The sequence below is a fragment of the Breznakiella homolactica genome, from assembly GCF_016616095.2.
GTDB lineage: Bacteria > Spirochaetota > Spirochaetia > Treponematales > Breznakiellaceae > Breznakiella > Breznakiella homolactica.
This window is the reverse complement of sequence record NZ_CP067089.2, coordinates 4,592,085-4,611,936: the sequence shown is the minus strand read 5'-3', so window position 1 is coordinate 4,611,936 and position 19,852 is coordinate 4,592,085. Positions and strand designations below refer to the sequence as shown.

The 19,852-nt window shown below is 55.1% G+C and carries 21 protein-coding genes; 4 read left to right on the top strand and 17 right to left on the bottom strand.

Translation table 11 applies throughout. The features are described from left to right. Positions 1-4: 4 nt before the first annotated feature. From JFL75_RS20660 to JFL75_RS20645, 4 genes are all read right to left on the bottom strand, one after another. Positions 5-736, bottom strand: a complete 732-nt coding sequence (locus JFL75_RS20660) for an SDR family NAD(P)-dependent oxidoreductase (protein WP_215628553.1) — start codon at positions 734-736, stop codon at positions 5-7. 4 nt (positions 737-740) lie between these two features. Next, positions 741-1,577: a carbohydrate ABC transporter permease gene (locus JFL75_RS20655; RefSeq protein ID WP_215628552.1), complete on the bottom strand. Its 837-nt coding sequence runs from the start codon at positions 1,575-1,577 to the stop codon at positions 741-743. Between the two features lies 1 nt (position 1,578). Further along, positions 1,579-2,460, bottom strand: coding sequence for a carbohydrate ABC transporter permease (locus JFL75_RS20650; protein WP_215628551.1), 882 nt, complete (start codon positions 2,458-2,460; stop codon positions 1,579-1,581). Positions 2,461-2,533: 73 nt separating this feature from the next. After that, the gene (locus JFL75_RS20645) at positions 2,534-3,775 is read right to left on the bottom strand and encodes an ABC transporter substrate-binding protein (RefSeq protein ID WP_215628550.1); all 1,242 of its coding nucleotides are present in this window, start codon (positions 3,773-3,775) and stop codon (positions 2,534-2,536) included. Between the two features lie 416 nt (positions 3,776-4,191). Between JFL75_RS20645 and JFL75_RS20640 the strand changes: the two genes are divergently transcribed. Genes JFL75_RS20640 through JFL75_RS20625 form a run of 4 tightly spaced genes read left to right on the top strand, consistent with a single transcriptional unit; the run spans position 4,192 to position 7,441 of the window. Then, a complete protein-coding gene (locus JFL75_RS20640; protein ID WP_215628549.1) occupies positions 4,192-5,214 on the top strand; it encodes a LacI family DNA-binding transcriptional regulator in 1,023 nt (340 codons plus the stop codon). 56 nt (positions 5,215-5,270) lie between these two features. Then, positions 5,271-5,735 carry a RidA family protein gene (locus tag JFL75_RS20635; RefSeq protein WP_215628548.1) on the top strand — a complete coding sequence of 155 codons (465 nt, stop codon included), beginning with the start codon at positions 5,271-5,273 and terminating at the stop codon, positions 5,733-5,735. 35 nt (positions 5,736-5,770) lie between these two features. Next, positions 5,771-6,241 (top strand): RidA family protein, encoded by a 471-nt coding sequence (locus tag JFL75_RS20630; protein WP_215628547.1) that lies wholly within the window; start codon positions 5,771-5,773, stop codon positions 6,239-6,241. Beyond that, entirely contained in the window at positions 6,242-7,441 is a 1,200-nt protein-coding gene (locus JFL75_RS20625; protein ID WP_215628546.1) for an amidohydrolase family protein, read from the top strand. Between the two features lie 76 nt (positions 7,442-7,517). Here the strand turns inward: JFL75_RS20625 and JFL75_RS20620 are convergent, their stop codons facing one another. The 13 genes from JFL75_RS20620 to JFL75_RS20560 all read right to left on the bottom strand — a co-directional run bounded on the left by JFL75_RS20620 (position 7,518) and on the right by JFL75_RS20560 (position 19,850). Next, complete coding sequence (locus tag JFL75_RS20620; protein WP_223292723.1) at positions 7,518-9,014, bottom strand: Do family serine endopeptidase; 1,497 nt, start codon at positions 9,012-9,014, stop codon at positions 7,518-7,520. A 166-nt stretch (positions 9,015-9,180) separates the two neighbouring features. Continuing rightward, complete coding sequence (gene map / locus JFL75_RS20615) at positions 9,181-9,933, bottom strand: type I methionyl aminopeptidase (protein WP_215628545.1); 753 nt, start codon at positions 9,931-9,933, stop codon at positions 9,181-9,183. A gap of 10 nt (positions 9,934-9,943) precedes the next feature. Then, entirely contained in the window at positions 9,944-10,720 is a 777-nt protein-coding gene (locus JFL75_RS20610) for a J domain-containing protein (RefSeq protein ID WP_215628544.1), read from the bottom strand. Positions 10,721-10,751: 31 nt separating this feature from the next. Next, the gene (locus JFL75_RS20605; RefSeq protein WP_215628543.1) at positions 10,752-11,159 is read right to left on the bottom strand and encodes a hypothetical protein; all 408 of its coding nucleotides are present in this window, start codon (positions 11,157-11,159) and stop codon (positions 10,752-10,754) included. A 3-nt stretch (positions 11,160-11,162) separates the two neighbouring features. Continuing rightward, positions 11,163-11,648, bottom strand: coding sequence for a universal stress protein (locus tag JFL75_RS20600; protein ID WP_215628542.1), 486 nt, complete (start codon positions 11,646-11,648; stop codon positions 11,163-11,165). Further along, positions 11,645-12,268 carry a V-type ATP synthase subunit D gene (locus JFL75_RS20595; protein ID WP_215628541.1) on the bottom strand — a complete coding sequence of 208 codons (624 nt, stop codon included), beginning with the start codon at positions 12,266-12,268 and terminating at the stop codon, positions 11,645-11,647. Before JFL75_RS20595 ends, JFL75_RS20600 begins: the two co-directional genes overlap by 4 nt. A 2-nt stretch (positions 12,269-12,270) precedes the next feature. Further along, entirely contained in the window at positions 12,271-13,695 is a 1,425-nt protein-coding gene (locus tag JFL75_RS20590; RefSeq protein WP_215628540.1) for a V-type ATP synthase subunit B, read from the bottom strand. After that, positions 13,692-15,482 (bottom strand): V-type ATP synthase subunit A, encoded by a 1,791-nt coding sequence (locus JFL75_RS20585; RefSeq protein WP_215628539.1) that lies wholly within the window; start codon positions 15,480-15,482, stop codon positions 13,692-13,694. The genes JFL75_RS20590 and JFL75_RS20585 overlap by 4 nt, the downstream gene beginning before the upstream one ends. Beyond that, entirely contained in the window at positions 15,475-16,092 is a 618-nt protein-coding gene (locus tag JFL75_RS20580) for an ATPase (protein WP_215628538.1), read from the bottom strand. Before JFL75_RS20580 ends, JFL75_RS20585 begins: the two co-directional genes overlap by 8 nt. A 52-nt stretch (positions 16,093-16,144) precedes the next feature. Continuing rightward, on the bottom strand, positions 16,145-16,486 hold the full coding sequence (locus tag JFL75_RS20575) for a V-type ATP synthase subunit F (RefSeq protein WP_215628537.1): 342 nt from the start codon (positions 16,484-16,486) through the stop codon (positions 16,145-16,147). Between the two features lie 18 nt (positions 16,487-16,504). Then, positions 16,505-16,822, bottom strand: coding sequence for an ATP synthase subunit C (locus JFL75_RS20570; protein WP_215628536.1), 318 nt, complete (start codon positions 16,820-16,822; stop codon positions 16,505-16,507). Next, complete coding sequence (locus JFL75_RS20565) at positions 16,822-18,831, bottom strand: V-type ATP synthase subunit I (protein WP_215628535.1); 2,010 nt, start codon at positions 18,829-18,831, stop codon at positions 16,822-16,824. Before JFL75_RS20565 ends, JFL75_RS20570 begins: the two co-directional genes overlap by 1 nt. After that, positions 18,828-19,850: a V0D/AC39 family V-type ATPase subunit gene (locus JFL75_RS20560; RefSeq protein WP_215628534.1), complete on the bottom strand. Its 1,023-nt coding sequence runs from the start codon at positions 19,848-19,850 to the stop codon at positions 18,828-18,830. Before JFL75_RS20560 ends, JFL75_RS20565 begins: the two co-directional genes overlap by 4 nt. Positions 19,851-19,852 lie beyond the last annotated feature (2 nt).

Genomic DNA, 19,852 nt, shown 5'->3' with positions numbered 1-19,852 from the left:
CGGTTTACGGGATATAATGGTCCGGCATGGGATTGCCGCTGTAATCAATAAAGGGAACAGTCATATCCGGGACCGCGGTGATGCCGTCGATGATATCCAGAATCCCCGCCGCTGGTATTTCCGGCTCTATCTGGGCATTCTCCACACCCATGACCGTGTTCATTCTGCCCGGATGTACCATAAAGATTTTTACCGGGAAGCACCCTCTTTTTTCCGTAAAATAGTTTCGGATTTTCTGGGTAAACATGTTGAGGCCGTACTTTGAAACCGAGTAGGCGATGTAATGGGAACCCGCCGGTTTCAGCGCCGCCCCTTCACTGGTGATGTTGAGTATCATGGGCTTTCCGCTGCGGTACAGAAACTCCGCGCAGTAATGGAGTACCCGGATCGGCCCCAGGATATTAACATTCATGGTTGTTTCAAAATCCGCCAGGGGCAGATCCGTCAGAGGGTCCCCTTCAAAATATTTGCTCTCCAGAAGAACCGCGGCGTTGTTGATGATCACATCCACGCGGTCCGTCAGGGCCGCCAGCTCTCCGGCGGCGGCTTGTACCGATTCCTCACTGGCCACATCCATAGTCAGAACAGCCAGTTCCCGGGGATATTGTTCCGTCAGTGCCGCGAGTTCGGCCGACGGCGAACGGCAGCAGGCGATAATCCTGTGGCCCCGCCTGAGCCCTTCCGCCGCGAGGCAGAGGCCGAGCCCCCGGTTCGCGCCGGTTATGAGTATAATCATGCCCCTACCCCTTCACCGCGCCTTCGGAAAGGCCCTGGACAAAGTACCGGTTGCAGAGCAGGAAAATGGCAAGCACCGGAAGGGCTACCACCGCCGCGGCGGCCATGGTCGATCCCCAGTCCACGGAAAATTCCCCCGCGAAGGTACTGATCGCGATAGGGAGTGTCCGGGTTCTGCTCGACAAGGTGAGATTCAGGGCAAAGAGGAATTCCTCCCAGGCGTGGATAAAGGTGTAAATCGCCACCGAGATAATTCCCGGTTTGGCGATGGGCAGCACCACCCGGAAGAGCGCGCCGATTTCCGTCGTTCCGTCAATCTTCGCGGCTTCCTCCAGTTCCCGGGGAACCGTAAGAAAAAAGGCGCTGAGCATAACCACACCCATGGGTATGGTAAGGGCAAGATCGGCGATAATCAGGGCGTAGAGAGTATCCAGGAGCCTTAGTCTGGTAAAGAGAAAGTACAGCGGAATGATGAGCACCACCCCCGGCACCATCTGGCCCAGAAGCATGGCAATTTTTACGTACCGCGAACCTTTGAATTTATAGCGCGCCAGGCCGTACCCCGCGAGAACCGCCAGGAACAGGGTGATGACCACCACGAAAAACGTCACGATTACGCTGTTGAGGAACGCCATGTACATCTTCGGGGTGCTCAGCACGTTCACGTAATTCGCCAGGGTCGGCTCATCGGGAATGATCTCCGGCGGAATATCATAGAGTTCGGTGGTCTGTTTTATCGATGTGGACAGCATCCATATTGACGGGAAAACCGCAATAAAAATCATGAAGAGCAGTATCAAATAGGTAATAACCTGCCAAGGTATATTCCGTTTCTTCAGCATGTCAGATCTCCTCGTTCTTTTTGGTCATCCTGATATAGAAGATGCTCACAAATATGGACAGCAGAAACAGAATGGTACTTGCCGCGGACGCCATACCAAAATCAAACTGCGTGAATGCCTTGTTGTAGATGAACATAGCCATTACTTCCGTGGCATGGGCCGGTCCGCCCAGAGTCAGGTTGTAGACAAATGTAAAGGCGTTCAGGGTCCAGATCATCAGGAGAAGCAGCACCGAATAGCACGCCGGCGCGATGGACGGCCAGGTAACATTCCTGAAAATACCCAGTTTGCCGCTGCCGTCGATAATGGCGGCTTCCTTCAGGTCCTTTGAAACTCCCTGGAGCGCCGCCTCAATCATGAGAAGAACAAAGGGAAACATTTTCCACGCGTTGACCGCGATCACCGCCGCCATGGCGGTTTTCGGATTCGAAAGCCAGGTGCGGTTGGAATCAATTATATGAAGGGATTTCAGGAGAAAATTGATAATCCCGTAATCGGCGTTGTACATCCATTTCCAGACTGAGGAACCGATGATGCTGGGAAGCACCCACGGCACCATGAGCAGGATCCTGAGCAGGGCTTTAAATTTAACAAAGGGCTGGTGCAGAAGCATGGCCACCATAAAGCCCAGAACGAACTGCAGAAAAACACTGCCCACGGTCCAGACCACGGTATTGCCGATGGACTTGATAAAGACCTCATCGTTAAAGAGCTTGAAATACTGGGAAAATCCCGCGAATACAGGGGTCCGCATCTGAAGGGTATTTTTGAAAAATCCCATAACCAGGGTATAGATGAGGGGGTACAGCATTACCAGGGCAATGATAAGCATCGCCGGTACAACGTACAGTACCCCCGACCGGGTAATTTTTTTAAGCTTCATCCATGCAACTCCCCGCAGAAAACCACACCCTCCTCCGGCTTGTGACGCCGGAGGAACGGCACGGTCTATTGAATTAATTTTCCGACAGCAGTTTGTTCACCGCGTCGGAAGCTTTGAGAATAGCGGCCCTGGGAGTTTCGGTATCCGAAAGGGCCAGTTGCAGATTGTTGAATATAGCCTGGCGGATTCCGACGATGGGTCCCACCGCGGGAAGGGCTTCGGCGTACTGGAGAGCGTCCGCGTGGGGCTGCACAATACTGCGGTCGTAGCCGGCGAACCGTTCCGCGGGAGCGCCGGTCCCGGTAAAGGTGTTGGAATAAATCGCCGCGACCTCGGGGCTGGTGATAAACTCAACGAATTTCCAGGCGGCGTCCTTGTTTTTGCTGCTCTCAGGGATAGCCACGGACCATCCGCCCAGGATGGTTTTCCTGGTAGCCCCGTTGGCGGTGGGGACCATGGCGCAGGCGTAATTCAGGTTCGGGTTTGCCTTCTGAATTTCCGGAACATCGTAAATCCCGGACATGTACATAGCGACCTTGCCGCTGGCAAAGAGGGTCCGGTTCGCGATATTGTCATTTTCCAGCATACTCGCGGGGGCGTAATCAGCCAGCCGGCGGTACAGCTCGGCGGTCTGTATTGCCACCGGGGAATCCAGGGCGGACTTGCTGTTGTCCGGGGTCAGGATCGAACCGCCGGAGGAACGCAGCATGGTGATGTACTGGAAGGAGAAGTTGCCGAAGTTCGTTCCGCATACTCCATATCCGGCGGCATCGCCCTTTGTCGCGGCCCGGGCAGCGGCCACGGTTTCGTCCCAGGTTTTGGGTGCTTCGGAATAACCCGCCGCCCTGAGGAGATCCACATTATAGAAAAGACCGTAGGTTTCGCTGCGGAAAGGCAGTCCGTACAGCTTGCCGCCTATGGTTGAAGCCTTGATCGCCCCCGGAACGTAGCGGGAGGTATCCACCGAATCCGCGGCAATATACGAATCCAGAGGAGCCAGAAGACCGGCGTTTCCCAGGGTGGTTACCCAGTCAAGGGCGCAGGCTACCACATCGGGGGCGGTGCCGTTCTGCATGGACAGCATATACTTGTCAAACATTCCCTGGTCAATCTGGTATTCGCCGACCAGTTTTATATCGGGATATTTCTCATTCCACATCTGCTGCAGCCTGGGGAAAGTTTCTTCGTTCCAGTTGCCGTCCCAAAAGGTGATGGTAACCTGCTTGCCGCCCGCAGCGGATTTGTTCCCGCATCCGGTTACCAGAACAACCGCCGCAGCCAGTGCAATCACTGCATAAAACATCTTTCTGCGCATAACAATCTCCTCCAAAAAATTGAATTTCCTTCATATTCCTGTCCCGGGCTAATTCCAGGGCAGAATTCAATGAATTACCTTTTCCGGTAAAACGTTTTCACAGATTTTATGCTAGGAATCATACCATGATACCCTGGGTAATGCAACAATTTTTTATCTGATTTTATATTTTCAATGATTATATTTAAAAGTATTAAGGTATTTATATATTATATATAGAGTTATTATTTCTTTAAAGAAAAGAAGAATTATGTAAAATTATTCCGAAAGTATTTTTAAAATTCTATATATCAAGAAAACGATTTACCATACCGGCGATTTTTGTCGTATCTTTACCTTGCCAGGTTAAAATCCCTATGATAAACTGAATTCAGTAAAACGATTTCACATGTACACTGGACTGATAGGATGCTGGTATGGTAACGGTAAAAGAAGTCGCCCGGATGGCGAATGTCTCCCCCGCAACGGTTTCACGGGTAATCAACAGCGCCCATAATGTCTCTCCGGAAATCCGGGAGCGGGTTCAGCGGGTAATAAAGGATATGAATTACTTCCCCAACCACGCAGCCCGTTCCCTGGTGCGGCGGCAGGCAGGGGCTATCGCGGTACTGCTCCGCAATCTCCATCATCCGTTTTTTTTCAATCTTATCCGGGGATTCGAGGATTCCGCCGCGAAATCCGAACGGAGCGTTATTTTCTGCAGCCTCGGGCAGGAGCAGGAATACCGGGACCGGTACATTCAGTTTCTTACCAACGGTATTTCCGACGCAATTATTCTGTACGGCACCCTTTTTACGGACCGCCCGATCATAGAACACCTCGCCTCGGTCAACTTCCCCTTTCTCCTGATTGAAAACAACTTTGAGGACATCAGGGTCAACCAGCTTCTGGTCAACAACCTTGAGGGTGCAAAAAACGCCGTGGAGCATCTTATCGCCCGGGGCCACCGGCGCATCGCCCTCTTTATGGGCGATCCCAACAAGAAAGTCAATCTGGAGCGGTTTAACGGGTATACCCAGGTAATGCAGAAATACGGATTTCCCATTGGACAGAACGACATCAAAAATATTTATTCGGATTATTCAGCCGCCTACGGAGCGGCCCGGGAAATGATGCAGCTCCCCCCGGAGGCCAGGCCCACCGCGGTTTTCGCCATCAACGACCGGATCGCGACCCAGGTAATCATGGGCGTCCAAAGTCTCGGTTTTTCCGTACCGGAGGATCTTTCCGTAATTGGTTTTGACAACCAGAAGCTGTTTGACGACGGGTACAGCGGGCCCGCGATTACCAGTATCAAACAGCCGCTTTTTGAAATGGGAAAGGACAGCATCACCATACTTACCGACATCCTTGAAGGCAAGGTCAAAACACCCTTCACCAAAACGTACGAGACCCAGCTGATACCGGGAGACACCGTGGATGAACCGTCCCGGAAATAATTCCCTGAGGGCAGTACGGACCTGACAATACACTTGAATAAATAAAGGAGTACCAAATGGGACAGACGGAAAAAAGGCTTGAACAGCTTGGCATAACCCTCCCTAAAAAGGACCGCCGGGGAAAAGGAACCGTTCCGGTAAAACAGGCGGGTGACCTCCTGTATGTTTCCGCGCAGCTGCCCTTGGACGATGCCGGAACCCCGGTTTACACCGGCAGGGTTGGTACGGATCTAACCGAACAGCAGGGCTACGACGCGGCGCGCCGCTGCGGAATCAATACCCTGGCGTGTCTAACCGATTACATCGGGGATCTCGACCGGGTTGAATGTATCGTAAAGGTGCTGGGCCTGGTAAACAGCGGCGGAGACTTCTCGGGGCAGCCCGCGGTGGTGAACGGTTTTTCCGACCTGATGCTCGAAGTATTCGGTGAACGGGGCATGCATGCCCGTTCGGCCATGGGCGCATACAGCCTGCCCATGAATGTTCCTGTGGCGGTGGACTGCATTATCAAGCTGCGCTGAACCCCGGATATCCGGCGGTTTTCAAAGGAGACCCTATGAGTTTACGGAACCAGTATACTTTGCCCGACGGCAGGGAAGCGGTTTTTGGGTACCGGAAACGGAAACCCGTGGTGGTACTGCGCCAGATCGGGAATATTCTGTATACTTCCGGCCACGGACCGGAGGATCAGATCACCGGGAAACCGGTATTCCGCGGCAGAATCGGGGAAGACCTGACCCCCGAGGAAGGATACGCCGCCGCCCGGGAATGCGGGGCGATCCTGATCAATGCCATGCGGGAATACCTGGGAACCCTGGACCGGGTAAAGAGCATCGTCAAAGCCACCGCCCTGGTGAACGCGGGAAATGATTTTTATGAAATAGACAAAGTCATGGACGGCTTTTCCGATCTTATGGCGGATGTGTTTGAGGAACGGGGATACCATGCCCGGACCGTGATGGGTACCCACAACCTTCCGAATACGAATATTCCGGTGGAAGTGGAACTGATAGCCGAGATATTTTAAATGGCCAGTGCGGAAACCTTTGACCTGATTCTGAAAAACGGATTGATTATCGATCCCGCAAACGCCAGGTCCGGCCCAGGGGACCTGGCGGTGCGAGACGGCCGGATTGCCGCGGTGCAGGGATCCATTCCCGATGCAAAGGGAAAAACGGTTATCGACGTATCGGGCTGTATCGTTACGCCGGGACTCATCGACATGCACTGCCATATATGCCAGAAACTTCCGGTCAGCAGCGACACCCTGCGCTGTGTCGATGCCGACGCCCACATGCCGCAGCAGGGGGTCACCACCGCGGTGGACGCCGGAACCTGCGGATGGCGGGATTTTTTCAATTTCAAGGAAGAAGTTATCGACAAGGCCAAGGTCCGCATACTGGCATTCGTCAATATCGCGGCCGGCGGTATGCTTTCCATGGAGACGGAACGGGAACCGGCTAACTTCCATTCCCGGATCGCGGCGGAACTTGCCGCGGCGTTCCCCGATATTGCCGTCGGAATCAAGACGGCCCATTACCGCCCGGAGCCGCCCTTTACGGAACACTACCCGGCATGGACATCCGTGGACAAAGCCCTGGAGGCGGCGGAGTTATGCGGCCTGCCGGCAATGTTCGATGTATGGCCCGCGCCGGGACGGAGCTACGAGGACCTGCTCCTCAAAAAGATGCGCCCCGGGGACATTCATACCCATGTGTTCGCCCGGCATATTCCGGTTCTGGAAGCAGACGGCCATATCGCACCTTACGTCCTGGAAGCGCGGGAAAAAGGAATACTCTTTGACCTGGGACACGGCGCCGGGAGTTTCAGTTTCCGGAATGCCATTCCCGCGGGCCGTCAGGGATTTTTTCCGGATACCATTTCCACAGACCTTTATACCGACAATATCGCCGGCCCGGCCATCGGGCTCACCCATGTCATGTCAAAATTCCTCAGCATGGGTTTGCCTTTGGATGATGTGATTGCCCGGACAACCGTAAAGCCCGCGGCGGCCATCGGCCACCCCGAACTCGGAACCCTGAATACCGGGAGCTGCGCCGATATTACGGTACTTAAGCTCCACGAAGGCAGCTGCGGTTATACGGACAGCGAAGGGAAACGCTTCAGCGGAAACAAAAAGCTGGAATGCATCGCCGCAATCCGGGAGGGCAGATTCCTGTACAACCCCGGAGGTCTTGGACTTCCGCAGTGGGACGAGCCCCGCTGAACAGGTACGATCGGAACAATAAAAAACCGGGACTTTCGTCCCGGTTTTTTTGGATTTACCGCGGATTACCGGCGGATTACCGCTTGTACTTCATGGTTTCCAGGGTGGAATCTCCCCGGATAACCTCAAACCACACTTCCTTGTCAGCTTTTTCACGCAGAAGCTTGTAGAATGAAGCGAGATCCGGCGCCGCTTCCCCGTTGACTCCGACAATACGGTCGCCCCGCTGGAGTCCGATAATGGCGGCGGGACTCTTGGCAATGACCTCGGCCACGTATACGCCCTTGGCGTCGTTATCGAGTTTGAGGCTGCTCCGCACGGATTCGGAAAGCGGGATCGCGTAAACCCCGGGCCACAGCTTGTTGTTCTCCGCCGCGACTTCGTCGTTCCGTTCTTCGATCCTGACCTCAATATCCCGGGTCGCACCGTCACGGATTACCTTGAAGGTAGCCCGTTCTCCGGGTTTCAGCTCGCCCACAGCCAGCACGAGCTGGTCTCTGCTCCGCATTTCCGTGCCGTTGAGGTGTGTGATAAAGTCGCCGGGCATAATTCCGCCCTTGTCCGCAGGGGAACCCAGGAAAACCTGGGAAGCGAAGGCACCCCGTTTGCCGGTGAGATTCAGGGCGGTCAGCAGATCCCGGTCCGCGTCCATGAGGGAAACCCCCAGCCAGCCGTATTTAATCTGGCCGGAATTGATGAATTCATCCACAGAACGTTTAGCGTTATTAATGGGAATGGCGAAGCCGAGTCCCACGGAACCGCCGCCGGAGGTATTGCTGGCAATCCAGGTATTGATGCCGATAACCTCACCCCGGATATTTACCAGGGCTCCGCCGGAATTCCCCTGGTTGATCGACGCGTCGGTCTGGATAAAATCGTTGATATTCCCCGCGGGGCCGCCGGTCCGGCCGACGGCGCTGACCACACCCATGGTTACCGAGGACATAAAGCCCAGGGGATTTCCCACCGCGATGGCCCAGTCGCCTACCCTGACCGAATCGGAATCGCCGAGCACCGCAAGGGGATAGGATTCGGAAGATTTAAACGAAACCATGGCAAGATCCTTCCGGGAATCATCGCCGATCAGTTCCGCGGCGTATTCGTTGCCGTCATTGGTAGCTACGGAGATTTCCGTGGCGTCCCCAACCACATGCTGGTTGGTCAGCACGTAATAGGTATCGCCGTCACGCCGTACGATTATCCCGGAACCAAGCCCCTGGGAACGGAATTCCCGCTCCTGGCTCCCGCTGTCGGGGTTTCCGAAGAAGAATTCCCAGGGAATCCCGTTAAACCGCGGAACCTGCTGCTTGCGGATGGAGACGGTCTTGAGTTCCACCACCGAAGGCTGTACCTTATTGGCCACCGACCTGAAGGCTGTCTGAAGCTGTTCGGCTACCGCCAGGGAGTCAGCGGGAATAACCACCGGGGCTTCTTCGGCCTGGGCAGTTTTCTTCGCGTTGGGGGTAGAACAGGAAAACGAAAGAAAAGCGAGGGAAAACCCGAAAATAGCCCCAATAAGCACTAAATTAAAGACAAAAAAATTCTTTGAAGACAGTTTCTTCATTAAATTCATATAACTACGCTCCTAATGTCGAAAATAATGCATAATTGTGTTTGTACTAAATATACTCGAAATAAATTTTACCCACAAACGCAGGCATTACATATATAATAATAAAATAATCGTGAAAAAGTTACGTTTTTATGTTCAGGGGAATAAAAGTTTGTTATTTTCCGGTTTATTCCGTCAGAATTTCCGTATGATCCTTAAAGACGGCAATGGTATGTTCCCAGTGAGCGGATAGTTTACTGTCCGCCGTTACCACGGTCCAGTCGTCATCCATCAGTTCCACATCCCCGGTCCCAAGGTTGATCATGGGTTCAATGGCAATAACCAGCCCCTGGACCATCCGGGGGTTGGGGCCGTGAGGGTAATTCGGGACCTGAGGATCCTCATGAACGTCAAACCCTACCCCATGGCCGCAGTACTGGTGCACCACACCGTAACCGCCGGAAGCCGCGTGGTTGTATACGGCCCGGGAAATCTGGAGAAGCCGGTCCCCGGCTTTTGCCGCTTCGATACCCTTGTAAAGGCATTCCCGGGTTACGGTATTGAGCTTATGGGCCGCTTCGCTCACAGTCCCTGCCTCCACCGTAACGGCCCGGTCGCTGATATACCCGCCAAGGTCAATGCCGCTGTCAATGGAAACCAGGTCTCCGTCGGCGATTTTCCGTTTTGAGGGAATACCGTGGATAACTTCCTCATTAATCGAAATGCACAGAGCCCCGGGAAAGGGGTTTGATCTGTCGCCGTAACCAAGAAACGCCGGTTTTCCACCGGCCTTTTTTATCCAGTCCTGGGCCCAGAGATCGAGTTCAAGGGTGGTAACACCGGGCTGAACCAGGGGAATCAGTTCCTTATACATGGCCGAAAGCATCTGGCAGGACTTTCGGATTTCATCAATCTGTTTTTCATTCTTCAGCCGAATCATACTTCTATCCTTAAATTTTCAGTTTACGTCTCAGCTGCACCACGTTGGACAATGAGGGATCCCGCTGCAGGGCTTCCTGCAGAACCGCCCGGGCCGCGCCGGATTCCCCCATTTTTACCAGGGTTTCGGCCATGGAACGCATCCACCGCGCTTCGTCACGCCGGGGAAACCCCAATTCCAGAAGCGTTTCCATGGCTTCCACATAGGTTTCGTCATCCACGGAAGCGCGGAGCCTGAGCCGTACCAGTTCCTTGAGGAACATCTCCACTTCGGGCATAAAATGCCGGAAGTACGGTCTGCGCCGCTCCTCCCGCACCAGATCGGCCAGCAGAACGAACGACTCATAATACCGGCTGCGTTTTTCCAGTTCCTCCGCGAGGATAAAGGTGCAGTCCATCCAGTCTTCCCGTTCCAGATACTGCTCCATGGAAAACCCGAGTCCTCCCTGGGCATCCCAGATTTCCAGGGCTTCGTCCTCCTCGAGATGGAGAAGATCGAAGAATATGAGCTTCGCCTGGCATTCGGGGTCATCCTTCTGTTCCCGAAGAAAGGCACGGTAATCAAAATTGTGGGGTTTTACGAAACGGTCATAAGCCCGGTCGTATTCCTGCCGCCGTTCAGGGTCGGAAAGAACCTCATAGGCGGTGATGAGTTTGCGCATCTCCCCATGGGCAGTTTCGCCGGCAACATCGGGATGGATCTTTTTCGCCCGCTCCCGGAAGGCTCTTTTAACTTCACCGGGGCCGGCGCCGTGGGTTATGCCGAGAATGGTATAGTAATTTTCCACAGCGTTTTAGGTCCCTATACGATTATCGGTATTATGAACCGATGCGTTTGCCCAGGGCTTCTGCATGGGGGGCGTTGAGGATTATATCGCTCCAGTTGATGTACATGCCCTCCTTTTCCATGGCCCGCATAAGATTGGTCAGGGCTTTTGCGCTGAAAGGACCGGATTTTCTCAGAAAAGCCGCGCTTTTCTTGCCTCCCAGGCTGCTTCCGCCGGAAAGAACCTTGGTCAGAGCCTCCGGCATTTTTCCGCTGAAAAAAGAAAGCGGTTCCGCGGCGACAACAATATACTCATACCCGGGAAGACGCATACCGTCATCGGTCCAGGCATCGATAACATCCACCCGGTGTCCCATGGATTCCATACCCTTTGCCAGGGAAACCACGTAATCCGGAGGGGCTTTCCGCTGCGAAGGTACACTGATTACTGCAATTCTCATAAATTAAGCCTGTTTATACAATTGATCTACATTCGGTTCTTTTACAAGAAACACCGAACACTTGGCGTTAACCATTATCTCCCGGTGGGAATGGGAAATGATATCCCGGGCGCTCCGGTCTTTTTCCCATCCGCCGAGTACAATAAGGTCCGCTTTTTTCTCATCCGCCACACCGAGAATTTCGGTATACACCGCGCCCCGGCGCATTTCACGTTCGATCTTGACACCCTTGGCCCGGGCAAGCTCCTCAACAAAGGAAAGGTACCGTTCGCCGTTGGCTTCCAGGCTCCGTTCATATTCCTGGCTCTCTTCCTGGATGAAAATCTTGCTCAGGGTAAGCTGCCTGATCGTGGCGGTATCCACAACGTACGCTGCCGTAAGCCGGCAACGGTACAGTTTTGCCATAATTATGGCATATTTTGCAGCTAATATGGAAGCGTCGGAGCCTGAAATAGCGACGACAAGGTTGGAAAATAATGGCTTTATCATTCTTTACCGGCCTTCCTCTTTAATAATTTACTCGAAAAGAAAGAATCCCTCTCTTTTTCTTCAAGAGCCGCTTCAATATACGCTTTGGTGTCCTTTGCCGTAGGAATTACCATTTTTTCAAGGGCGTTGACCCTCCGCTGGGTTTTTCGGACTTCCCGGGCAAGACGCCAGGCTATGGTTCTGACGGCAGCGAGCTCTGTGAGAATTTTCATTAACTCAAAGAATTCTAACACAGTTTCGTCACATTCTGCAAATGAATTCGCAGGGGAATACTTTAATTCAGCCCCAGGGAGCTGAACTTCAAGACTGGGAAGGTTCATTCCCGCCACGGTGACCCGTTTTTCCTGCAGATCGAAGGAATAATGGATGTTCCGGGATAAACGGTCCGCCCGTTCCCGGCCTACGGTGATGAGCATCCGCTTCATAGCCGGATACGCGGTGGAAACCCGTTTGTCCAGTTCCCGCTCGAGGAGCTTTACCTCTTCAACCTTCTGCATGAGCTCCATGACGAGAATTTCCCGCTTCTGCTCAAGAAGGTCATACCCCTCCTCCGCGGTGGTGAGCCGTTCCTTGACCCGCATGAGATTGCTTTTTGTGGGGGCGATGGATTCCCGGGCCATGGCTAGGCTGTTCCTCCGGGCACGGAATCCGGTGTTTCGCCGGTTTTCTGAAGAATAGGATCGAGATATTTTTCGATATATTCCTTTTTGATCCTGAGCAGTTCATCCCGGGGAAGGACAGAAAGCACCTGCCAGCCGAGATCCAGGGTGCGTTCGATGCTGCGGTCCTCAAATTCGCCCTGGGTCAGGAAAATCTGCTCGAATTTCTCACCAAAGGTAAGGTACCGCTTGTCGCCTTCGGACAGCTCCTCCTCGCCGATGATGGACGCCAGGTTCCGGATGGATTTTACCTTGGAATACGCGGCGAAGAGCTGGCTGGAGACGTCCTTGTGGTCCTCCCGGGTCATGCCTTCGCCGATGCCGTCCTTCATGAGCCGGGAAAGGCTGGGAAGCCCGGAGACCGGCGGATACACGCCCCGCTGGGTGAGCTCCCGGTCGAGGACGATCTGGCCTTCGGTTATATACCCCGAAAGATCCGGTATGGGGTGGCTGATGTCGTCGTTGGGCATGGTCAGGATGGGGATCTGGGTTATGGATCCGGTGGAACCGGATATTTTTCCCGCCCGTTCGTACAGGGACGCCAGGTCGGAGTACAGGTATCCCGGATAGCCCTTGCGGCTTGGGACTTCACCCCGGATGGACGAAACCTCCCGCAGGGCTTCACAGTAGTTGGTCATGTCCGTCATGACCACCAGAACGTGCATATTCTTTTCGTAAGCCAGGTACTCGGCGGCGGTGAGGGCGCACTTGGGCGCCACCAGCCGTTCCAGGGACGGGGCGTCCGCGAGGGAAAGGAATACCACCACGTTGGCCAGGACCCCGGTTTTCTCAAAATCATCCAGGAAGAACCGGGCCACGTCGTATTTGACCCCCATGGCGCAGAACACCACCACGAAGGATTCGTCGGCGTTCCGTATTTTCGCCTGGCGCACAATCTGGGCGGCAAGCTTGTTGTGGGGAAGCCCGTTGCCGGAAAAAATCGGCAGTTTCTGGCCGCGGATAAGGGTATTCATCCCGTCGATGGCGGAAATTCCCGTCTGGATAAAATCCCGGGGATAGGTCCGGGCATAGGGGTTGATGGGAAGGCCGTTGACGTCCATCCGCTGGGAAGAAAAAATCTCCCCGTACCCGTCGATGGGTTCCCCCAGACCGTTGAAAATCCGGCCCAGCAGTCCCGGTCCGACCCGGAGTTCCATGGGGCGGCCCAGGAATTCCACCCGGGAATCCTCCGCGGAAAGTCCGGTGTTGCTCCCGAAAATCTGGATCGCGGTCCAGTTTTCGCTCATGTCCACGACCCGGCCGAGCCGGCGGGCGCCTTCGCGGTCGTACACGGCCACCACTTCGCTGAATCCGACATTCTTGCTGCGTTCGGTGATGACCACCGGACCTTCGATACGGGAAAGCCCCCGGTATTCTACGCCCCTCATAGGACCTCCTTGGTCCGGTAGCTCCGTTCCAGCTCATCCAGGGAATTCTTCATCTCCCGTTCAAAATCCGAAAGCGCCGCGAGATCATCGTTCTTAACGACGCTCTTGAGGCGGCTCAGTTTTTCCCTGATGGGCAGGGAAGTTATCTTGATAAGCGGGGCTCCCAGTTTTATGCAGTTCCCCGCCCGTTCATGGAATTCCATGATGAGTTCCAGGAGCCGGACCTGCTTCACCGGAGCGCAGTACATATCCACATCATCAAAGGAATTCTGCTGAAGGAATCCGTCCTTGATGATGTCCGCGGTCAGCAGGATGAGCCGCTGGTCGTCGGGCAGCGCGTCCGGGCCGATAAGCCGGACAATTTCCGAAAGGCGCTGTTCCTTTTTGAGCAGATCCATGGCTTCCTGGCGGACCTTTGCCCAGTCGGCGCTGACCCGCTCCCACCAAGGCTTTACCTCTTCGGCGTATTCGGAATAGCTGTCGATCCAGCTGATAGCCGGATAATGCCGGGCGTTGGCCAGCTCCCGGTCCAGGGCCCAGAAACACCGGATAAACCGCTTGGTGTGCTGGGTAACGGGTTCGGAAAAGTCGCCACCCGGCGGGGAAACCGCGCCGATGATGGTTACCGAGCCTTCCGACGCGGAAAAGGTTTCCACCCGGCCGGCCCGTTCGTAAAATTCCGCGAGCCTCGTGGGCAGATAGGCGGGAAAGCCTTCTTCGGCGGGCATTTCCTCCATGCGGCCGGAAAGCTCCCGGAGAGCCTCCGCCCAGCGGCTGGTGGAATCCGCCATGATGGCCACGTGGTAGCCCATGTCACGGTAGAACTCCGCCAGGGTCACCCCGGTGTAAATCGAGACCTCCCGGGCGGCCACAGGCATATTAGAGGTATTGGCGATCAGAATGGTCCGTTCCATCAGGGACCGGCCCGTCCTCGGGTCGGTGAGTTCGGGGAACTCCGTGAGCACATCGGTCATTTCATTGCCCCGTTCCCCGCATCCGATGTAGATAATCACGTCCGCGTCGCACCATTTGGCCACCGCGTGCTGGGTCATGGTTTTACCGGTCCCGAACCCACCGGGGATGGCGGCGGTCCCTCCCTTGGAAAGGGGGAAAAACACGTCGATAACCCGCTGGCCAGTAACCAGGGGCGTATCAGGGCCGAGGCGTTTGGCGCTGGGCCGGGGTTTGCGGACCGGCCACCACTGGGCCATGGGGATTTCTTCCCCTTTATCGGTCCGGGCCACCACCGCGTCACAGGTATAGTCCCCGTCGGGAACGAGCTCCGTGAGCCGGCCTCCTTTAGTATTGGGAGGAACCATGATTTTACACCGGATACTGTCGGTCTCCGCCACGCTGCCCAGGATCATCCCCCCGGAAACGGTTACGGTTTCGCCCTTTTTCAGTTTTTCCGAAAGCTCCGGATCGGCGGTAAAGTGCCAGTTTTTGGCCGTATCCAGGGGCGCTCCCCGGGCACCGGGATCGAGAAAGGCGCCGCTCTGGTTGAAGAGCAGTTCCAGGGGCCGCTGTATTCCGTCGTAAATGGTACCGATGAGTCCAGGGCCGAGGCGTACCGACAGCGGCCGGCCGGTGGAAACAGCGTCGGCGCCGATTTCCATACCGGTGTCATCTTCATATACCTGGATTACGGCTTCGTCCTGCTCAAGGCGGACAATTTCTCCGATAATCCGTTTTTCTCCGACTTCAACGAGATCAAAAAGGCCGGCTTCGCCGAGCCCGGCGGCCCGGACAATGGGACCCGAAATACGCCTGACCTTGCCGTTAATCATTGAGTGCCCCCTCACCGAGCAGCGCCGCCGCGAGTTCCGCCCGTTTGTCCTCCAGCAGGGTCTGCTCCACCCCGTCCACCGAGGCGATAATCCGGATATCCGGACCATCCACCTGGATTTCGGGAAAGGTCCCCGAGTTTGTATAGGCGGGATCCTCGGGAGCCGCGGTCCAGGTCCTTCCGGGGATTACCTTTTTCAAAAGGGATTCCGCTTCCCCGGTTTCTATGTGACGGTAGCGTATCGTGAGTCCCGTATCAGGAAGTTCACCGCAGCGGGAAGAAAGTTCCCGTTCCAGGATGGAAAGCAGTTTTTCCCGGGAAAGTTTTGAGAGAAAAGTATCCATGGCTTCATAGAGGAGTTTCTCCGCCCGTTCCGAACGGATGCGCTGTTTATCCAGGGGAAGCCGCGCCATGATTTCCGCCCTGCCCTGCTCGGTACGGTCCCGGTATTTTCCGGTAAGCTCCGCCACGGAGTTCTCGGTCTTCTTTTCCCAGCTGTCAGCGGAATTCCGGACGGTATCATCCGCCGACTTCAGTATTCGGCTGGCCTTCTTGCGGGCATCCTCGAGAATTTCCTTGTCCAATGCTTCGGTGGATTTCAATTCTTCCATAACTAATACAAACTCCCGGGTATATGCAGAAAACGGCCGAAGCGGTGCAAAGCTATACCCTGATTCCGATGGCTTCCCGGATGGAATCCACCAGCGTTTTCCGGCCTTCCAGCCGTCCCATGGATCCGGGGATTTCCACTACCAGCGGATATCGCCCGGAAAGCTGCCATTGGGTAAGATCATCTCCCAGCCAGTCGGCGACCTCTTCGGTTATGATGAGTACCCGGCAGTCGGGACCGCCCGGGAGAACCGTGCCGGCGGTGCCGTCATAGGCCTGGGTAATTTTTAAAAACGCCGCTTTGGCTTCTTCGGGATTTACCACGGAACTGCCTTCCACCCCCACAAACCGGAAGGCCGTAAGCAGCTCCGCATCCCCGATAAAATAGTAATCCACGGGGTCCGGATCCGGTACTCAGAATATCAGAATCAGCAGGGCTACAAGGAAGCCCCACAGACAGATACCTTCCGCGAGACCCGCGTAGGGCAGCGCCTTACCGGAGAGCTCGGGGTTTTCGCTCATGGCTCCCATGGCCGCGGCGCCGATCTGGCCGACCGCGATACCGCCGGCGATACAGGAGATACCCACCGCCAGGGCCGCCGCGAAGTATTTCCATACGGAACCGCTGGCCGCGGGCGTGCCGGATGCCTCCGCCGCCGCTTCCTGGGCAAACACCATGGATCCCGAGACCGCTACCACGGCGAGCAGTACAATTAGAATCAACCGTTTCATTACTGGACCTCCTTGCGAAACCGGAATGGTTTATACTCAACCCCGGCTTCGGTAAAGAACTTACTGAAAAATTCGTAATATTGAAGACGTACAACCTGAATGGCGACGATCATTCCCTCAAGCAGGATAATTACGGCGTTTCCTATAATCATAACGATCAGTGAAAACACCGGGCCTCCCGCGATATGGGACACCATATCGGAGAGTGAAAAAACGATAAACGATAGCACCGCGTGGGAAAGGGCGAAGGCGCCGACCCGGAGGAAGCTGACGGTATTGGAAATATAGGTCGACGCCGTTTCCAGGACTTCCACAAAGCCTTCCATAACGAAAACAAGAAAGCCGTGCTCCATCACCGGACGTTCCCCGGATATAAGACGCCAGATCGCGGGACCGAAGAAAATCACCGCCACCGGAAGGATAAGGCCGATCAGGTCATAGGTGACAAACCTGCCGCCCAGAATTATCCGCACCGCGATGAAAATCGCGTACCAGAAGAACAGGGCGCCGGCGAGTCCGGTTTTCGAGAAAAAGGCCTTTTCGTATTTCTTCAGAGTACATTGATTAATAATATTGATAATTAATCCGATGGAATTGAGAACGATACCCACCGCGATGGTAAATCCGAAAAAGTAAAACAGTTTATCGATGCTTCCCTTCTCCGGCATGAGGTGCAGGATACGGTCCATGGGTTTGCCGGTGAGCGCCTCGGTGACGAACCGGGTCGGCCGTATCAGGATATTCTCATTGGCGAACACTTCCCCGTCGAGCAGCCCCATCACCATAGAAGCGATGCCCACCGCAATAAGGGGGGTGGAATATTTCTTGAATCTCCGCAGTACCGGCAGGCCGTGTTTCCCCGTAAGCAGACCCAGCAGAAAAAGCACAAAACCCTGGCCCAGGTCGCCGAACATGATTCCGAAAAGAATCGTAAAAAAGAATGCCACAAAGGGCGTTGGGTCAATGGTCCCGTAGAGCGGAGCGCCGTAGGAAAAAACCACCCCTTCAAAGCCTTTGACAAAGGCGCCGTGGTCCAAAGAAACCGGGACCTTTTCCTTGCCCTCCCGGACTTCCTCCACTTCCTCCGGATTGTACGCCAGGACCGCAATACGGCCCTGGGTAAGGTTTTCAAGATCCGCCACCAGGGTGTCCACTGAATCCGCGGGAACCCATCCGGCCAGAACATAGGCGCTGTTGGTCGAGCGGAAATGGCCTTTGAGCTGTTCCACCGTGGAAGCCATAATGTACGATGCGGCTAAACCGCCGATGGCCTGGCCGTATTCCTGTTTCAGCGCGGCCTTATCGGTCTGGATTTTTTTGAGATCCCTTTCCACGGTTTCGAGCCGGCTTTCCAGCCCGCTGAGCAGTTCCGCGGGAACTCCTTTATAGCCCTCTGGCACCGTTATGGGAACAAAGGACTGCTTCTTCAGTTCCGAATCCAGGGCAAAACGGCCTTTCCGGGAAGCGGCCGCCAGAACCCGGTCGCCGTTATCCAGAGGAATTACCACGGCCCGGTCGGAAAGGCTCTCCTTGAGGGCGGCCTGCTTCTTGGGATCCAGGCGGCCGACCCGGAGGGTGAGGTATGAAAGCTGGTCAAGGTCGGAAAAAGGGGCGTTCAGGTTCGCGAACGCCTTTGCCTCACCCAGGGCTTCCTCCACCCGGCGTTTCTCCTGTTCTTCATCGTGCTCGGATTTGCTTAACCCTTCGACGCGGCTTACGATGACGGCAAGGCTTTTTTCCTCCGCCTCCCCGGGAAGCCCGGTGTTTTCCGCCGGTTCTTCGGGCAGATCCACCCCGAGATACGCGGCGGCGGTTTTTATTTTTTCAAGCTGGGCCTGGATTTTTTTATAGGCTTCGGTATCAATCGCCTGAAGCGGTCCTTCATTGGCGGAGTCCCCTTCTTCTGAAAAATGGATAATTGCCCTGCGCCCGAGAAATTCCAGGACCCGGTCAACATCCCATTTGAGAACCGTCAATTCCACCTGCTTCATCTTCCTGGGACGTATCATGGTTTCATCTCCAGCATGGAAATAACATCCCGGGGGCTTATACCGAGACTGAGACCTTCCGCGACACTGGTGAGGAGGTCCTCTTCAAATTGTTTCAGTTTGATAAAACAGGAAACCGCGTCCAGGGAGAACGGACGGCGCCGGAAATACGAACGGGCCAGACCGTACAGATACGCGGCGGCGGCATTCTGAACGTAGCGCGGATCGGCTTTCCAGTTTTCACCGGGCTGCTCGGGATTGAGAAAGGCGGCGCGTTTCCAGCCGAGCCAGTCCGAATGGGAGTCCAGGGCCTTGGTCAGAGACGCGGCGGCGTCATCCGCGAGGGTCCGGCGCCCTTTGCCCGGCTTTATGGCGACCAGCCACTTTTTGATATCGTCGCCGGACATGCCGTAATACGTTCTGAGCCGGAGCGCCCAGACCACATTGCGCAGGGATATTTCCTCGGAGAGGATTTTCTCGGCGGCCTCCCGGTCTTTTTTCCGTGTTTTCATAAGGGATGCCCAGAGCAGCGTATAGTACTGCTGGTCGAGGCGCATCTGGATCAGGATATTCCCGGCTTCATCGGGATTCCCCTGGGTTTCCTTGGCGATCCATTCAAATTCGGTCCCCTTAAGCATAAGCTGAAGATCGGGATACGATCCGAAGTGAATTGTCCGGAACCGTCCGATATCGGTAAGTTCCGGAGCGGCGGGCTCGCCGGTGGACAGGGAGATGAGAACCGCTTTGAGGTCAGCGTATTCATAGCTCCGGATCAGCCGGGCTAAAAGTTCCGGAGGTTTTGGAAACGACGAAACGATGGCTACGATCTGATCCGATGAACGGTTGATGATACGGTGTTCCAGATCCGGAAGCAGTTCCCGTTCCGGAAGGTCCTTTGAAGAATCGGGGAAGATTAGACGGTCCAGTTCCGACAGACGGCTTACCGAATTGAGTCTCGAAACCCGGGAACCGATAAAGGATTTGCCGATTATGCCGCAGGCCTTGGCATACGCGTACGCCCGCTCTCCAGAACCGGGCATGG

Excerpts from the sequence above, each read along its gene's own strand:
- JFL75_RS20660 (WP_215628553.1), bottom strand. The coding sequence starts at position 736 with ATGATTATACTCATAACCGGCGCGAACCGGGGGCTCGGCCTCTGCCTC.
- JFL75_RS20655 (WP_215628552.1), bottom strand. The coding sequence starts at position 1,577 with ATGCTGAAGAAACGGAATATACCTTGGCAGGTTATTACCTATTTGATA.
- JFL75_RS20650 (WP_215628551.1), bottom strand. The coding sequence starts at position 2,460 with ATGAAGCTTAAAAAAATTACCCGGTCGGGGGTACTGTACGTTGTACCG.
- JFL75_RS20645 (WP_215628550.1), bottom strand. The coding sequence starts at position 3,775 with ATGCGCAGAAAGATGTTTTATGCAGTGATTGCACTGGCTGCGGCGGTT.
- JFL75_RS20640 (WP_215628549.1), top strand. The coding sequence starts at position 4,192 with ATGGTAACGGTAAAAGAAGTCGCCCGGATGGCGAATGTCTCCCCCGCA.
- JFL75_RS20635 (WP_215628548.1), top strand. The coding sequence starts at position 5,271 with ATGGGACAGACGGAAAAAAGGCTTGAACAGCTTGGCATAACCCTCCCT.
- JFL75_RS20630 (WP_215628547.1), top strand. The coding sequence starts at position 5,771 with ATGAGTTTACGGAACCAGTATACTTTGCCCGACGGCAGGGAAGCGGTT.
- JFL75_RS20625 (WP_215628546.1), top strand. The coding sequence starts at position 6,242 with ATGGCCAGTGCGGAAACCTTTGACCTGATTCTGAAAAACGGATTGATT.
- JFL75_RS20620 (WP_223292723.1), bottom strand. The coding sequence starts at position 9,014 with ATGAATTTAATGAAGAAACTGTCTTCAAAGAATTTTTTTGTCTTTAAT.
- map (WP_215628545.1), bottom strand. The coding sequence starts at position 9,933 with ATGATTCGGCTGAAGAATGAAAAACAGATTGATGAAATCCGAAAGTCC.
- JFL75_RS20605 (WP_215628543.1), bottom strand. The coding sequence starts at position 11,159 with ATGAGAATTGCAGTAATCAGTGTACCTTCGCAGCGGAAAGCCCCTCCG.
- JFL75_RS20600 (WP_215628542.1), bottom strand. The coding sequence starts at position 11,648 with ATGATAAAGCCATTATTTTCCAACCTTGTCGTCGCTATTTCAGGCTCC.
- JFL75_RS20595 (WP_215628541.1), bottom strand. The coding sequence starts at position 12,268 with ATGGCCCGGGAATCCATCGCCCCCACAAAAAGCAATCTCATGCGGGTC.
- JFL75_RS20590 (WP_215628540.1), bottom strand. The coding sequence starts at position 13,695 with ATGAGGGGCGTAGAATACCGGGGGCTTTCCCGTATCGAAGGTCCGGTG.
- JFL75_RS20585 (WP_215628539.1), bottom strand. The coding sequence starts at position 15,482 with ATGATTAACGGCAAGGTCAGGCGTATTTCGGGTCCCATTGTCCGGGCC.
- JFL75_RS20580 (WP_215628538.1), bottom strand. The coding sequence starts at position 16,092 with ATGGAAGAATTGAAATCCACCGAAGCATTGGACAAGGAAATTCTCGAG.
- JFL75_RS20570 (WP_215628536.1), bottom strand. The coding sequence starts at position 16,822 with ATGAAACGGTTGATTCTAATTGTACTGCTCGCCGTGGTAGCGGTCTCG.
- JFL75_RS20565 (WP_215628535.1), bottom strand. The coding sequence starts at position 18,831 with ATGATACGTCCCAGGAAGATGAAGCAGGTGGAATTGACGGTTCTCAAA.
- JFL75_RS20560 (WP_215628534.1), bottom strand. The coding sequence starts at position 19,850 with ATGCCCGGTTCTGGAGAGCGGGCGTACGCGTATGCCAAGGCCTGCGGC.